The 14,302-nt window shown below is 66.2% G+C and carries 16 protein-coding genes; 8 read left to right on the plus strand and 8 right to left on the minus strand.

What is annotated here, in order from left to right:
• Positions 1-1,632 (minus strand): type II/IV secretion system ATPase subunit, encoded by a 1,632-nt coding sequence (locus EAF64_RS09590; RefSeq protein WP_129068763.1) that lies wholly within the window; start codon positions 1,630-1,632, stop codon positions 1-3.
• A gap of 120 nt (positions 1,633-1,752) precedes the next feature.
• A complete protein-coding gene (locus tag EAF64_RS09595; RefSeq protein WP_129068764.1) occupies positions 1,753-2,367 on the minus strand; it encodes a DUF7549 family protein in 615 nt (204 codons plus the stop codon).
• Positions 2,368-2,482: 115 nt separating this feature from the next.
• On the opposite strand from EAF64_RS09595, the gene EAF64_RS09600 reads away from it, so the two are divergent.
• Entirely contained in the window at positions 2,483-2,923 is a 441-nt protein-coding gene (locus EAF64_RS09600) for a DUF5793 family protein (protein WP_129068765.1), read from the plus strand.
• 61 nt (positions 2,924-2,984) lie between these two features.
• Positions 2,985-4,331 (plus strand): phosphomannomutase, encoded by a 1,347-nt coding sequence (locus EAF64_RS09605; protein WP_129068766.1) that lies wholly within the window; start codon positions 2,985-2,987, stop codon positions 4,329-4,331.
• Here EAF64_RS09605 and EAF64_RS09610 read toward each other — a convergent pair.
• Complete coding sequence (locus EAF64_RS09610) at positions 4,328-5,125, minus strand: hypothetical protein (protein ID WP_129068767.1); 798 nt, start codon at positions 5,123-5,125, stop codon at positions 4,328-4,330. The genes EAF64_RS09605 and EAF64_RS09610 overlap by 4 nt on opposite strands.
• A 97-nt stretch (positions 5,126-5,222) precedes the next feature.
• On the opposite strand from EAF64_RS09610, the gene cdd reads away from it, so the two are divergent.
• Together cdd and EAF64_RS09620 are read left to right on the plus strand one after the other, a co-directional pair.
• Positions 5,223-5,612, plus strand: coding sequence for a cytidine deaminase (gene cdd / locus EAF64_RS09615; protein ID WP_129068768.1), 390 nt, complete (start codon positions 5,223-5,225; stop codon positions 5,610-5,612).
• A gap of 2 nt (positions 5,613-5,614) precedes the next feature.
• Positions 5,615-6,430, plus strand: a complete 816-nt coding sequence (locus tag EAF64_RS09620; RefSeq protein WP_129068769.1) for a nucleoside phosphorylase — start codon at positions 5,615-5,617, stop codon at positions 6,428-6,430.
• A gap of 45 nt (positions 6,431-6,475) precedes the next feature.
• Here EAF64_RS09620 and EAF64_RS09625 read toward each other — a convergent pair whose 3' ends face one another.
• The 5 genes from EAF64_RS09625 to EAF64_RS09645 all read right to left on the minus strand — a co-directional run bounded on the left by EAF64_RS09625 (position 6,476) and on the right by EAF64_RS09645 (position 11,765).
• Positions 6,476-8,701 carry an alkaline phosphatase D family protein gene (locus EAF64_RS09625; protein WP_227738931.1) on the minus strand — a complete coding sequence of 742 codons (2,226 nt, stop codon included), beginning with the start codon at positions 8,699-8,701 and terminating at the stop codon, positions 6,476-6,478.
• 212 nt (positions 8,702-8,913) lie between these two features.
• On the minus strand, positions 8,914-9,549 hold the full coding sequence (locus EAF64_RS09630; RefSeq protein ID WP_129068770.1) for a rhomboid family intramembrane serine protease: 636 nt from the start codon (positions 9,547-9,549) through the stop codon (positions 8,914-8,916).
• Between the two features lie 57 nt (positions 9,550-9,606).
• Entirely contained in the window at positions 9,607-9,822 is a 216-nt protein-coding gene (locus EAF64_RS09635) for a hypothetical protein (protein WP_129068771.1), read from the minus strand.
• A gap of 50 nt (positions 9,823-9,872) precedes the next feature.
• Positions 9,873-11,036: an NAD(P)/FAD-dependent oxidoreductase gene (locus tag EAF64_RS09640; protein WP_129068772.1), complete on the minus strand. Its 1,164-nt coding sequence runs from the start codon at positions 11,034-11,036 to the stop codon at positions 9,873-9,875.
• Between the two features lie 195 nt (positions 11,037-11,231).
• Positions 11,232-11,765 (minus strand): Rrf2 family transcriptional regulator, encoded by a 534-nt coding sequence (locus tag EAF64_RS09645; RefSeq protein WP_129068773.1) that lies wholly within the window; start codon positions 11,763-11,765, stop codon positions 11,232-11,234.
• Between the two features lie 157 nt (positions 11,766-11,922).
• On the opposite strand from EAF64_RS09645, the gene EAF64_RS09650 reads away from it, so the two are divergent.
• The 4 genes from EAF64_RS09650 (at position 11,923) to EAF64_RS21610 (ending at position 14,299) form a co-directional block, all read left to right on the plus strand.
• Positions 11,923-12,840 carry an NAD-dependent epimerase/dehydratase family protein gene (locus EAF64_RS09650; RefSeq protein WP_129068774.1) on the plus strand — a complete coding sequence of 306 codons (918 nt, stop codon included), beginning with the start codon at positions 11,923-11,925 and terminating at the stop codon, positions 12,838-12,840.
• Positions 12,841-12,870: 30 nt separating this feature from the next.
• Positions 12,871-13,791 (plus strand): arginase, encoded by a 921-nt coding sequence (rocF, locus tag EAF64_RS09655; protein WP_129068775.1) that lies wholly within the window; start codon positions 12,871-12,873, stop codon positions 13,789-13,791.
• An 88-nt stretch (positions 13,792-13,879) separates the two neighbouring features.
• On the plus strand, positions 13,880-14,146 hold the full coding sequence (locus tag EAF64_RS21375) for a hypothetical protein (RefSeq protein ID WP_227738932.1): 267 nt from the start codon (positions 13,880-13,882) through the stop codon (positions 14,144-14,146).
• A gap of 24 nt (positions 14,147-14,170) precedes the next feature.
• Positions 14,171-14,299: a hypothetical protein gene (locus EAF64_RS21610; RefSeq protein ID WP_267899430.1), complete on the plus strand. Its 129-nt coding sequence runs from the start codon at positions 14,171-14,173 to the stop codon at positions 14,297-14,299.
• Positions 14,300-14,302: the final 3 nt, after the last annotated feature.

The following is a 14,302-nucleotide window of genomic DNA, read 5'->3' on the forward strand; positions in this document are numbered from 1 at the left end:
TCAGGACTCCACTTCGATGCCGGCGTCCTCGATCCGGTCGAGGACTTCGTCGCTGTCGGCGTAGTACTTGTTCACCATCGCCGTGAACCGCCGGTAGTCGTCGACGCCCTCGTCACGGAGGTACTTGAGGAATCGCTTGCGGTTCCTGATCTCGCGGAGCAACTCGGACTGGGTCCAGCCCCGTTCCTCGCGGATGTCGTCGAGCAGGTCGCTCCCGCTGTCGGAGAACTGGTCCTCGGTCGCTCGCCAGGAGTAGGTGTTCGAGTAGTCCAGTTCGCCCGTCCGCTGGTCGATCCCCTCGATCTCGGCGAGGGTCCGCATCCGGCGAACGCGCTCGCCCTGACTGCGCGTGAGGACCTGCACGCAGAGGACGTCAAGCGACTGGACCATCGGTCGAGGGACGTTGATGGGTTCGTTCTCCAGCCGGTTGATGACGGTCTGGACGGAGTCTGCGTGCATCGTCGAGAACGTCGTGTGCCCAGTGTTCATCGCCTGGAAGAGCGTGATGGCCTCCTCACCCCGGACCTCGCCGACGATGATGTACTCGGGCCGGTGCCGGAGCGCCGAGCGCAACAGATCGTACATCGTGATGTCGTCGTCGTCCAGCCGTTCGCGGGTCACCGACGAGAGCCAGTTGTCGTGGTACAGCGACAGTTCGCGGGTGTCCTCGATGGTCAGCACCTTCGACCGTGGCGGGACGAACATGGAGACGGCGTTCATCGACGTGGTCTTGCCCGCCGCCGTCCCGCCCGCGAAGAGGAGCGACCGGTTGTTCTCGATGCACAACCAGAGGAACGCGAGCATGTCGAGGTTCGCGGTGCCGTACTCCAGCAGGTCGATCGGCGTGAACGGTTCGTCGGCGTACTTCCGGATGGTGAACGCGGAGCCACGGGGCGTGACTTCCTCACCGAGCGCCAGCTCGATCCGGGAGCCGTCCGGCAGCGTCGCCGAGACCACGGGATCGGAGACGCTGACGTGCCGGCCCGATCGCTGGGCGAGCTGGATGACGAAGTTCGACAGTTCCTGGCTCTCGAAGGTGACGTTGGTCTCGACGTCGGTGTAGTCGTCGTGGTAGACGAAGATCGGCAGATTCGGCCCGTCACAGGAGATGTCCTCGACGTGCGGGTCGTGCATGATCGGGTCGATCTGCCCGTACCCGTGGAACCGTCGATGCAGGTAGTAGAACAGCCGGTAGTACGATTCGAGCCCGATGTCGACGCCGTACTCTTCGAGGCGTTCCTGGAGTTCCTCGCGCAGTGCCGCCTCGGGGTCGTCGGCGACGTCCTCGCGGTACAACAGCGGTTCGCGGATGTCCTCGGCCAACCGGTCGAGCAGGTCGGCCTCCAGTTCGTCGAGTTCGGGTTCGACGACGTGATAGCGGTGTTTGTCGTCCTCGTGGTCGTAGTTGATCGAGACGAACGAGAAGGGGACGTTCAGCCAGTAGCGGTCGGTCTCTTCGTAGCCTGGCAGGCCGGAGAAGGCGATGAGCCGCTCGTGTTTGTCCGGGTCGTAGTTCTGGACCGGGATCGTCGTCCCCCGGAGCAGGTCGGCGGTGTAAGAGAGCCAGCGGCGTACCTCTTCGACTCTCGACTCACCGACGTCGTCACCGGCGCTGGCGTCCTTCCCTGCCATAGCTGGACTTCGCCATCTGGCGAATGCTTACTGGCGCTTACGGAGCCACTTACTTAAATTCGCATCTCGTTTCCGCCCGTTTGATCGCGGAAGCTGACAGGTTCCGGGCGGAAACAGCACTCACTCCTCGGTCGTCCCGTCGGCATCGGGACTGTCGGACTCCGCGTCGGAATCGGCCGTGTCGACCTCGGGGTCGTCGACACGTTCGACCCGGAGCAGGGTGTACGCGAAGGCGAACTGGAAGACGACGCCGACGGGCAACAGGATGCCGGGGAACGCGTCGGCCGCGAGGCCGGCGATTGGGAGCGCACCGAACTGCAGGAAGCCGCTGGCGACGGTGTGGAGGACGGCGGCGACCAGCAGGAGGCCGCCCATGATCCGAACGGGGTCCCGGCGGGACGCTCGGAATCGGTCCTCGAAGACGTACATGGCGAGGCTCAACAGGACGGCGAGACCGACGACGGCGGCACCGACGGTCCAGACGGCGAAGGGGAGCGGGCCGGGCGCACCGCTGTAGTAGCCGATGGCCTCCCAGGGGGGCATGATGAGCGGATTCGGCCCGGGCACGTCGATACCGAGCAGGACGCGGATCAACAGGAACGGGAAGTGAAACTCGATCAGCGATCCCCCCTGGATCTCGCCGATGGCGACGGAGATCGACCACGGGATGAGCGCACTCAGCCAGGCCGACAGGACGGCGAGTTCCTCGGCGTACTCCGACTTCACCCAGACCATACCAGCCCTCCCGAACGCATCCGTCAAAAATCCCCACGCCGCGGGGGAGCCCGTCGGGGTCGCTCGTAACAGGCGTTACGTTCATTGGCTCGGACGACGTAGGCAGGAACACTGAATGAGGCGCGATTACTTCACGCTCGAGTTGCGCGACGGCGGGGACGATCCGGTCGAGCAGCCGACGGTACACGTCGAGTACGACGGCCCGTCGGACGAACTCGAGACGCGCCTGACACCCGGGACGGACCTCGATCTGTCCTTCCGCTTCCAGACGCCGGTCGACGATCCCGACGCCGACGGCGTGCTCGCCATCACGGAACGACTGACCGGCGACTTCGTGCTCGAAGTCAACGCCGACGCAACGGACATCCTCGAACTCGTCGACGCCGCGAAAGCGTACGGGCAGGAAGAGAGCGACGCGCCCGGCTGTTACAGCCTCGAGATCGACGTGGCCGGGGGCGACCGCTACGCGACCGACAAGCGGACGCTCCTGGTCTACGACGACGAGGGCAGTCTCCTCCGGAAACACTCGCTGATCCCCTCCGGCGTCGAACTCTGAGCGGTCCGGGGACGCGAGCGGACCGCCTGCCTCTAAGTGCGTGTCCCCGCTCTCGATAGCTATGGAACTGTTCGGAACGGCTGGGATACGCGGCTCGGTCCAGCAGCGGGTGACCCCCGAGTTGGCACTGTCCGTCGGCCGTGCGGCGGCGGCGGACGGCGACGAGTTCGTCCTGGGCCGCGACGGGCGCGAGACGAGTCAGGCGCTCGCCGCGGCCGTCGCGGCCGGCCTGGAGAGCGGCGGCGCGACCGTGCGGCTGATCGGCGAAGTACCCACGCCGACGCTCGCTTACGCCTCGCGAGGGCGGCGCGGCGTGATGGTCACCGCCAGTCACAACCCGCCGACCGACAACGGGCTGAAGCTGTTCGTCGACGGGCAGGAGTACGGCGACGACGCCGAGGGACGGATCGAAGAGCGCGTCACCGAGGGGTCCGATCCGGTGGCCTGGGACGCCTGGGGCGGGGCCACGGACCTCGACGTCCTCGAGCGATACCGCCAGGCCGTCGCGGGCTACGCCGAGGCATTCGGCACGGCCCCGGACGGACTGACGGTCGCAGTCGACTGTGGCAACGGGATGGGCAGCGTCGCGACACCGGAGGTCCTCCGGGCACTCGGCGCGAACGTGCGAGCACTGAACGCGACCGTCGACGGTCACTTTCCCGGGCGGGAGAGCAAGCCGACGCCGGAGAGCCTGGCGGACCTCCGACGGTTCGTGGCGGACGGTGGCGCCGATCTCGGCATCGGTCACGACGGCGACGCCGATCGGATCGTCGTGGTCGACGAGACGGGGGAGGTCGTCCACGAGGACACCGTGCTGGCAGTTTTGGCCGAACGGTACGTCCGTGCGAGCGACGCCGGTGACCCGGTGGTGGTGACGACGCCGAACGCGTCGGCGCGGATCGACGAACGGGTCGAGACCGCGGGCGGCCGCGTCGAGCGGACGGCGCTGGGTGTCCTCCACGAAGGACTGGCCGCGGCCCGCGCCGCCGGCGGCCCGGAGACCGAGGTCGTCTTCGCCGCCGAACCGTGGAAACACGTGCACACCGGCTTCGGGGACTGGATCGACGGCGTGGTCAGCGCGGCCGTCGTCACGCGACTCGTCGCGGCGTCGGGGCTCGACCACCTGACGGACCCGGTGACCGAGCGGCCCTACCGGAAGGCGAACGTCGACTGCCCGGACGCGGCCAAGTCGGCGGCCATGGCGTCCCTGGAGACGAGCCTCCCGGACCGATTCCCGGAGGCCAGCGTCGAGACAGAGTACGGCGTTCGGCTCTCCTTCCCCGACGCGTCCTGGATACTGGTCCGACCCAGCGGGACGGAACCGTACATCCGGGTCTACGCGGAGAGCGACGAGGTCGACCCACTGATCGAACAGGCGGTCGCGACCGTCGAACGCGCCGTCGACTAGCGGCTGGCGTGGTTCTCGAAGGTGGACTGTAACTGATCGGGGTCGGGCCCCGAGGAGAGGTCGAGTCGGTACACGTCGGTGAACCACCCGCGCGGCCGGACGACCAGCGAATCGTCGGCGACGGCGTACGATTCCACCTCCTCCCAGCCGGTGAATTCGCCGTCGACGGCCAGTCCGGCGTCGGTGACGACGACGGTCCGGTCGTCCGATCGGAGGACGGCCAGCGCGAGCGGCACGACCACGAGCGTCCCGAGGACGATCGCGATCGACGCCTGCCCCAGCAGGACCAGCACGCCGAGCAGGCCGGCGATCGCGCCCAGTCCGACGGCCAGCGCGCCGTAGGTGGTCAGACGTTCCCGCCTGTCGGGACGGGTCTGGAAGCTGTGCAGGACCGTGGCGGCTTCGATCCGGGCGACCGTCACCGAGCGCGTGCCCAGTTCGACCAGCGCCACGGCCGGTGCGACGGCCAGCACGCCGAGGGTCGCGGGTCTGACGAGCAGGGTCAGCGGACTGATGCCGGGATTGTGCGCGAGCAGTGCGATGATCCACACGAGGTACCCGAGCGGCAGAACCACGGGTGGGACGGCGAGAGCCAGCGACGTGGCGAACCGCTCCACGTCGAGTCCGCCGCCCATCCAGTACCCGAGTCCGCCGCCGCCCACCGCGGCGACCGCCAGGCTGATCCAGGGATCGACGACGCCCGACGCTCCCGCCAGCGCGGCTGCCAACGGCCCGACCACCAGCGCGACGTAGGTCCCCACCAGCGACCGATAGAGCGAGCGCGTGTACCGCATGCTCGTCCATTGTCAATAGGACCTCATAAATCGCCCGTCAGTTCTCACCCTGGAGCCGGGGGAGAGTATTTGTCCGGTCGCCCCGTCGGCCCCTGGCATGGAGGATCTGGTCGAGCGTGCGCAGTCGGCACGGACGGACGCCCACGTCCCGTACTCCGAGTACCGGGTCGGCGCCGCACTCCGGGCCGCGGACGGCACCGTGTTCACCGGCTGTAACATCGAGAACGCCAACTACAGCAACAGTCTCCACGCCGAGGAACTGGCCGTCGGGAAAGCGGTCGAGGCCGGCCACCGCGAGTTCGACCGCCTCGCGGTCTCGTCGAGCGAACGCGACGGCGTGACGCCCTGCGGGATGTGCCGACAGACCCTCGTGGAGTTCTGCGACGACGACCTCGTCGTGGTCTGTGACGAGGGCGACGGAACGAGCGAGTACCGACTGGGCGACCTGTTGCCCGACGCCATCAGCGCGGAGACGCTGGGGAAGTAGGTATGGACAGCGAAGACCCCAACGACGACGAGCAGTACCACCTCGAAGTCGGTCCCGAGGACGTGGCCGACACCGTGCTCCTACCGGGCAATCCAGAGCGCGTCCCGAAGGTGACCGACACGTGGGATCACAGTGAGGAGGTAGCCGAACACCGCGAGTACCGGACGGCAACCGGTGCCTACGAAGGCACTCCGATCTCGGTCACGTCGACGGGCATCGGGAGTCCTTCGGCGGCCATCGCGGTCGAGGAACTCGCCCGGGTCGACGCCGAGACGCTGATCAGGGTCGGCTCCTGCGGTGCGATCCACGAGGAGGCGGCAGTCGGCGACCTGGTGATCACCCGTGGCGCGGTCCGGCAGGAGGGGACCAGCGACGAGTACGTCCGCGAGGACTACCCTGCCGTGGCGGATCACGCCGTGGTGGCCGCCCTCGTCGCCGCCGCCGAGCGGCTGGACTACGACTACCACGTCGGTCTGACCTGCTCGACGGATTCGTTCTACGCGGGACAGGGCCGGCCCGGCTTCGAGGGGTTCGAGGCTCGCGGGAGCGACGGGCTCGTCGAGGAGTTGCGCGCGGCGAACGTGCTGAACTTCGAGATGGAGGCCAGCGCCATCCTGACGCTGGCGAGCGTCTACGGCCTGCGGGCGGGCGCGGTCTGTTCGGTCTACGCCAACCGCGTCACCGGCGAGTTCCGGACCGAGGGCGAGCGGCGGGCCGCCGAGACCGCGAGCCTCGCGACACACCTGCTGGCGAAGATGGACGAGCGGGTGGCCGAATCGGGCGCGAGCGAGTGGCACGCGGGGCTAGGGATCGAATGAAAAGGGAGAGGGAACGTGGGGGTCAGCGGACGAGCTCGACGACGTTCAGTTGATGCCGTCGTACAGCGTGACGATATCGTCGTAGTCCAGTTTGCCGTTCTCGTTGAAGTCGTAGGCGGCCCTGTTGAGCTGGACGCTGTCGTCGTCGAAGTGCTCGAACAGCGTCTCGATGTCGCTGTAGTCGAGCCGGCCGTTGCCGTTCACGTCCTCGAACAGGCCGTCGCTGTCGGGGTCGCGCGGTGCGTCGCCACCGCCGACTGGCGGCGGACCGACGACCACGACGCCCACGTCCGTGGTCGCCTGGAGGTCGGACCCGGCCTCGTCGTTCAGCCGGTCGACAGCGACCTCGAGATCGGTCGTGCCCGTGGCGTCACCACGCACGTCTAGAGTCGCCAGCGGGGTGTCCGTCCCCGCGACGACCGACTGGACGTTCTTGTCGAGGTCGGCGAACCGGAGCGTCGCCGACGACCCGTCGCTCGAGACGGTCGCCTCGGCCATGCCGAAGGCGTCGACGACGGAGGCGTCGGTGATCGTCGCGACCTCGGGGTTCGAGAGCGAGAGCGTCACCGAACCGCCGGCGAGGCCCTCGTCGAGCCAGCGAGCGGTCAGTTCGGCCGTGCCGGTCTTGCCGTTCCCGACGGCCACCGCGTCTGCCAGGACTTTCGGGTGTTTTGGCTGCAGGCCGGGTTGCCCGGCTTCGACCTGGAAGACTGCGTCCGTCCGTGCGGGAGCGCCGGGTTCTTCGACGTACTCGACGACCTGGAACTCCGTCGTCCACGCCTCGGGCGTGACCGTACAGCGGACGTAGCCGCGACGGTTGTTGTAGTACTCGACGTTGTCGTTCTCGGTGACGACGTAGCGGCCGAAGTCGTCCATGTCGGCTCCGTCCCCGCCGGAGGCGATGGAGGTGCCGACGAACTCGGCTCCGACGGGTTCGTCGGAGCCGGACTTCGCGCTGATCAGGTTGTTCGCCCAGTGGGAGTGGAAGTCGCCGGTGATGACGACCGGGTTGTTGGCGTCTTCCTCGAAGGCCCGTTTGACCTGTCGCTGTTCGGGGACGTACCCGTCCCACTGCTCGGTTCGGTAGCCCTCTTCGGGTCCCTGCTTGAAGTCCATCTTGGCGAAGGGGAGCTGGTTGGCCAGGACGTTCCAGGTGGTCTCGGTCTCGGCGAGGTTGGAGAGCAACCACGCTTCCTGTGCGTCCCCGAGGATGGTACGGTCTTCCTCGAAGCGTTCCTCGCAGTCGACTTTGTTGAACACGTCGTCACAGGCCTGGTCGGAGCGGTAGTGCCGCGTGTCGAGGACGTTGAAGTCGATCAGGTCGCCGAACTCGTAGTACCGGTAGAGCTTCTGACTCGCGCCCTCGGGCTTTTGGGCCATCCGGAAGGGCATGTGTTCGTAGTAGGCCTTGAACGCCGCGGCGCGGCGCTTGACGAACTCTTCGGTACTCTGTTTGTCCGGGTCCTGTGGCACGTCGCCGGCCCAGTTGTTGTCGACCTCGTGGTCGTCGCGCGTGATGAGCCACGGGGCGCTGGCGTGTGCCGCCTGCATGTCGGGGTCCGTGTTGTAGAGGGCATACCGCAGGCGGTAGGTATCCAGGTCAGTCGTCTCCTTCTTGTACGCTTGGGGGAGCTGACGGTTCCGGGGCGTCGCCGGCCCGTCGATGCCGTACTCGTAGATGTAGTCCCCGAGGTGGACGATCAGGTCGAGTTCGTCCTCGGCCATGCGCCGGAACGCGGTGAAGTAACCGTCGGCCCACCGGTTACAGGAGGCGAACCCGAACTGGAACTCGTCGACCGAACTGCCGGGTTCGGGTGCGGTCTTGGTCCGGCCGACCGGACTCGACTCGCCGCGGCACTCGAACTGGTAGTAGTACTCCGTGTCGGACTGCAGGCCGTCGGCGTCGACGTGGACGGTGTGTACGTGTTCGGGCTTCGCCGTCGCCGTCCCCGAGGTGACCACGTCCGACATGGCTTCGTCGGTCGCGACTTCCCAGTTCACCTCGAAGGACTCGTTCGGCATCGCGCCGTCCGCTTCGAGCGGATTCGGTGCGAGTCGCGTCCAGAGGATCACCGAGTTCGGCAGCGGGTCGCCGGATTTGACGCCCAGCGAGTACGGGTCGCTCTCGAACTCGCCGTCCTCCGTCACCTGTGCCGACGCGCCGCCGGACATGCCCACCATGGCCGCCAGCGAGACGCCGCCGGTTCGCTGCAGGAATTTTCGTCTGTTGTGCGCCGTCGGGTCGATGTCTGGGAGATTTTCGGGCTCCACGGCCGACGTTCCGCCCGAAACCCGACTAAAATTTTATATTTTTAATATATTTAGCTGAATTCGACAGGTGTCCGATGGGTACCGGCTCGATGTGCTACCATAGTCACATGTCTGTCGTCCCTGGAACCAACCGTTCGGATGGATAGTTACAGCTAGATGGAGTATGGAACGCTACGTAACGGTCGGCTCGCGGTCGGCTGGTTTTACGCTGGCTACCACGACAACACGAGTCGGTCGTCGCTCGCGTGGCCCACGACGACGAACGCGGCCGCCAACATGCCGCCGAAACAAAACGCCAGCAGGTGCCCGAAGTGGGCGACCCAGGCCCCCTGAAGGGCGACGGCCACGACGAGCAACACCAGGAAGAAGGGGAGAAACAGGCCGACCATGATCGTCAACAACCACTCCATCGACGCGTTCTGCATGGCGTCGCCGACGGTCCTGACGATCAGCACGCCGATGATGGCGAACGCGACCCCGCTGGACCCGACCACCGGACCGGAGCCGACGTGATAGACGAAACTCGTTAGTGCGTCGGCCCCGACGACCACGGCGAGGACGTGTTTGTCGCTGGTCAACAGCGTCAGCACGACTCCGAGCGGGACGAGGACCAGCATGTTCCCTCGATAGTGGTCGAGGCTCGCGTGGAAGAACTGGTTCGAGAGGTGAAAGAGCGGGTTGAACGGACTCGGCGACGGACCGAACACCTCCTCGATCCGAACACCGTTGGTGACGAGGACCCACCCGACGCCGGCGATCAGGAGAATCGTAAACGGGAATTTCCGTTTGAAGAGGGACAGGAACGGAATATCCGGTAGCGTCCCGGACAGATTCGGTCGGCGAGGCACGGACGGTGCAGACTTCACGGACGGATGACAAAAAAGTAGCGCCCCCGACGCGTCGGCTCAGACTGCCTTCCGTTCGTAGTGCCAGCGGGCGAGGTGGAGGAAGGCGAATCCGAAGGCGAGGCCGGTCGCGGTGGGGAGCCCACGGACGACCGCTTCGAGGACGGTCGCCCTCGAATCGAAGACCAGCATCTCCAGCGGGACGATGGTGGCCAGTGAGAGAAAGAAAACGAGCGGTGCGTTCCGGGCGGCCTCGCGAGGCGTCCACGATTCCATAGCGGGGCGTCGTCGACCGAGCGCCTTAGTGATACTGACTCAACAGGTAGTCACATGTCGGGCCAGGCCTTCATCGCGCGGCCCGGGCCGGTGATCGAGGAGATCCAGCGCGCGGCGATCGCTTTCTTCAGGTTGCGCGCCAGGAAACCGCCGAAGGTCTCCATCGGCATGAACATCACGTCGTGGGCGACGGCGTCCTCACCCACGGAGATGGCGGTTCCCTTGCTCTTGAACGTCCAGTCTTCAAGCGGCTGGCCGCGCATCGCGCGGGCCATGTTCTTCCCAACGTGATCGGCGGCCTCCCAGGCGGCCTCGGCGGTCGGCGGCGCGGGGTTCTCGCCGGGTTGGTCGATGAGGGCACAGTCACCGATGGCGAAGACGCGCTCGTCCTCGGTCTGGAAGTTCATGCCCGTGTCGATGCGGTGGTTGCGCTCGTCTTTCTCGAGGTCGACGTCGCCGACGGCGTCCTGGCCGGTGATGCCGCCGGTCCAGAGCAGCACGTCGTAGTCGAGTTCGGTCTCGTCGCCGATATAGACCGTCTCCTCGTCGACCTCGCCGATGAACTCGCCGGTCATGATGTTCACGTCGAGCGCTTCCAGGCGCTTGCGCAGCGCACCCTGCACTTCGGGGTCGTTGCCCGGGAAGATCTCGTCGAGCCCCTCGACGAGGTGGATGTCGATGGGTGCGCGGTGGTCGTCGCGGAACCCGGCGATCTCGCCGGCGCTCTGGATGCCCGACAGGCCCGCACCGCCGACGACGACCTGCGCGGGGTCGGACTGGGAGGCTTCACGAGCGGCCTCCTTCACGGCCTCGTGGATGCCGAGCGCGTCGTCGAGCCCTTTGAGCGTGTGAGCGTGTTCTTCGAGCCCGTCGATGCCGAAGAAGGCAGTCTGAGAGCCCAGCGCGACGAGCAGGTAGTCGTAGTCGACCTCGGAGTCGTCGGCCAGCTCGATGGTCCGCTCGTCGGTGTGGATATCGGTGACTTCACCCTGCACGAAGCGCGTGCTGGGGGACTTGATGTCCTCGATGGGGATCGTGACCTTCTCCTGGATGCTCGGGTCTCGGATGCAGCGGTGGGACTCGTGGAGAACGAGGTGGTAGTCGACGTCGGAGATCCAGGTGATGTCCGCGTCCTTACCTACTTCCGATTCGAGATTTTTGATCGCGCCCGCACCGGCGTAGCCGGAGCCAAGCACGACGACGTCGTCGGTCATACCCGCACCTGAGGAGTCACCCGATACAAAGGCTTTGAAATCGCCATCTCCATGTCGTCAGTTTTTATACGAGTCCCCGTTTCGGTGGGTGGGGTTCACGAATTAGCGGCGACGGCTGCCGGAATTTCCAGAGCTGACCGGCGTTCTATCGGTAGAACGGAGCGAAGAGGTCGAGCGGCGAGTCGACCCAGACGGTTACTTCTCGACGTCGCCGACGGGCGCCTTCATGTCGTCGATAGTGAGGATGAGGATGTTGCTGGTGTCGTCTTTGCCTTCGATGGTGCCGATGATGCGGAGTTTCGACAGCGGTGTCGGGCCGACAGTGATCGTGTCGCCCTCGTGAAACTCCGAGATCGACCCCTGGAGCTTGATCTCGGCGCGGCACTCCTCGGGGTGGTGGACGCTCGTGAGGTCGATCTCCTCGACGTTGGCACTCGGGACCGCTTCGCCGTTGTGTTTGAGGGGTACGTCCGCTGCGTCGTCCATGTTCTGGACCTGCAGTGCCTCGTAGGCGTTCGAGGTCGGCTTGTAGCCACCTTTCGGACCGGGTACACCCTCGACTAGCTGGAGGGCCTTGAGACTCTGCATCTGGTTGCGTATCGTCCCGGGGTTCCGGTCGACCTGTTCGGCGATGTCCTCACCCTTGACCGCGCTCTCGGACTGGCGGTGGAGATTGACCAGCTCCTGGAGGATGTTCTTCTGACTCGGCGTGAGTTCGATTGATGACATGAGATGACGTTCGTTGTAGCTTTCCATAAACCCGGCGGATAAACGAGTGCTCGCGTACGTGTCCGAAAACCGAGAGACAGCGGACCCACCGACGGCAGTCCGCGTCAGATGCTTCGGGAAACGACACACATTTGATGCATGGCTAAGATGTCGAAATATGCGAGACAAACGCGTACTCGTCACGGGGGGCGCGGGGTTTATCGGTTCGAACCTCGCGAACCACCTGGCCGCCGACAACGAGGTACTCGCGCTCGACGACGGCTACCTCGGAACGCCCCAGAACCTGGACGACACCGTCGAATTCGTCGACGCGAGCGTCCTCGAGGACGACCTGCCCGTCGACGTCGACGTGGTGTTCCACCTGGCCGCGCTCTCCTCGCTCCAGATGCACGAGGACGACCCACAGCGGGGCGCTCGCGTCAACGTCGAGGGCTTCGTCAACACCGTCGAACAGGCCCGACAGGAAGGATGTGAGACGGTCGTCTACGCGACGACCTCCTCGATCTACGGCAGTCGAACCGAGCCCTCGCCCGAGGACATGCCCGTGAGTGTGAACACCGGCTACGAGGCCTCGAAACTCGCCCGGGAACGCTACGGCGAGTACTTCGCCAACTACCACGACATGAACGTCGCAGGCCTGCGGTTCTTCTCGGTCTATCAGGGCTACGGGGGCGCGGAGGAGCACAAGGGGGAGTACGCCAACGTCATCGCGCAGTTCGCCGACGACATGGCGAAGGGTGAGTCGCCGGTGCTGTACGGCGACGGCGAGCAGACACGCGACTTCACCCACGTCGAAGATATCGTTCGCGGCATCGAGACGACCGCCGACCACGAGTTGACCGGCATCTACAACCTCGGGACGGGGGACGCCTTCAGCTTCAACACCGTCGTCGAGATGCTCAACGACGAACTGGGGACCGACATCGACCCCGAGTACGTCGAGAACCCGATCCCGGAGGACGTGTACGTCCACGACACCTGTGCGGACATCTCCAAGATCAACGACGCGACGGGCTGGGAACCCCGGATCGACTTCGCGGAGGGCATCGAGCGGGTCTGTGCACAGTACCAGTAGTTTTGTCGATCCACGAGAGTGGTGGAGGTGATGGATCGGAACGTGCGGATCATCGGCGTCCCGATGGACCTCGGGGCCGACCGACGTGGCGTGGACATGGGCCCCTCTGCCATCCGCTACGCAGGGCTGGCCGAGTCGATCGAGGGACTGGGCGTCGCCTGTTCCGACTGGGGTGATGTCCACGTCCCACGGCCGGAGGGGAGCGATCCCGACGCCGGGGCCCCGGCGTCGGGAACGGCGAAGTTCCTGGCCGAGACCGAGACCGTCTGCACCCGCCTCGCCCACGAGGTCGCCGACGCCGTCGCGGACGGTGACTTCCCGCTGGTTCTGGGCGGTGACCACTCAATCGCCATCGGGACCGCCGGCGGTGTCTCCCGCGACGCCGAGACCGGCATCGTCTGGTTCGACGCCCACGGCGACTTCAACACGCCCGCGACGACGCCCAGCGGCAACGTCCACGGGATGGGTCTCGCCGCCATCCTCGGGAAGGGGCCGTTCGCCGACACCGACTGGGCTCCCGCGCCGAACGTCGCCGAGGAGAACGTCGCCCTCGTGGGACTCCGGAGCGTCGACGCGGCCGAGCGCCCGAACATCCGGAACAGTGACGTGACCGCGTACACGATGACCGACATCGACGCCCGCGGCGTCACCGAGGTCGTCACCGAAGCGCTGGACGTGGCCACCGACGGCACAGACGGCGTCCACGTCAGTCTGGACCTGGACTGGCTCGATCCGACGGAAGCGCCCGGCGTCGGGACCCCCGAACGCGGCGGCGTCTCCTACCGCGAGGCCCACGCCGCCATGGAGTTGATCTCCGAACGTGCCGCCGACCCCGGCCGACTGGCGAGCATGGAACTCGTCGAAGTCAACCCGATCCTCGACCGGCACAACCAGACCGCAGAACTGGGGGTCGAACTCGCCGCGAGCGCACTCGGGAAGGTCATTCTGTAATCGCGAGTGCCCCCGCGGGAAGGTGACCACCCGCCACTTACAAATGCAGGCCCGTCCGGTTTCCGGGGTGAGCTCATAGTCCGAACAGATGGTCGACGTGATGGGGCACGTGGCGATGGGGTTGCTGTGGGGGGCCCCGGCGTGGTTCTGCTGGCGCCGGCGCGTGAGCCTCGCGGTCGGCGCTGTCGTCGCCACGCAACGGCGGCCGCTCGACCGCTGGCTGTGGCGCGAACCGGTCACGCCCCGGGTGTCGTTCGGATTCGTCGCCCTGGCGGTCCTGATCGGGGGCCTCAGTCACCTCTTCGCCGACGTACTCTCTTCGCCTGACATCGCCCAGCCGCTCGAACCCTTCTGACCGGTCTACCCCGAACCCGTGATCGTGGACCTGATCTGGGACAACGACCCCGTCTGGAACGTCGGTCTGCTAGCCGCCATCCTTTTGAGTCACCTGCTACTGGCTCTGCTCGTGAAGCCGCTCGATCACCCCCACCGGATCACCGATGGATAACCA

It is taken from the genome of Halorientalis pallida (genome assembly GCF_004118325.1).
GTDB classification, from domain to species: domain Archaea; phylum Halobacteriota; class Halobacteria; order Halobacteriales; family Haloarculaceae; genus Halorientalis; species Halorientalis pallida.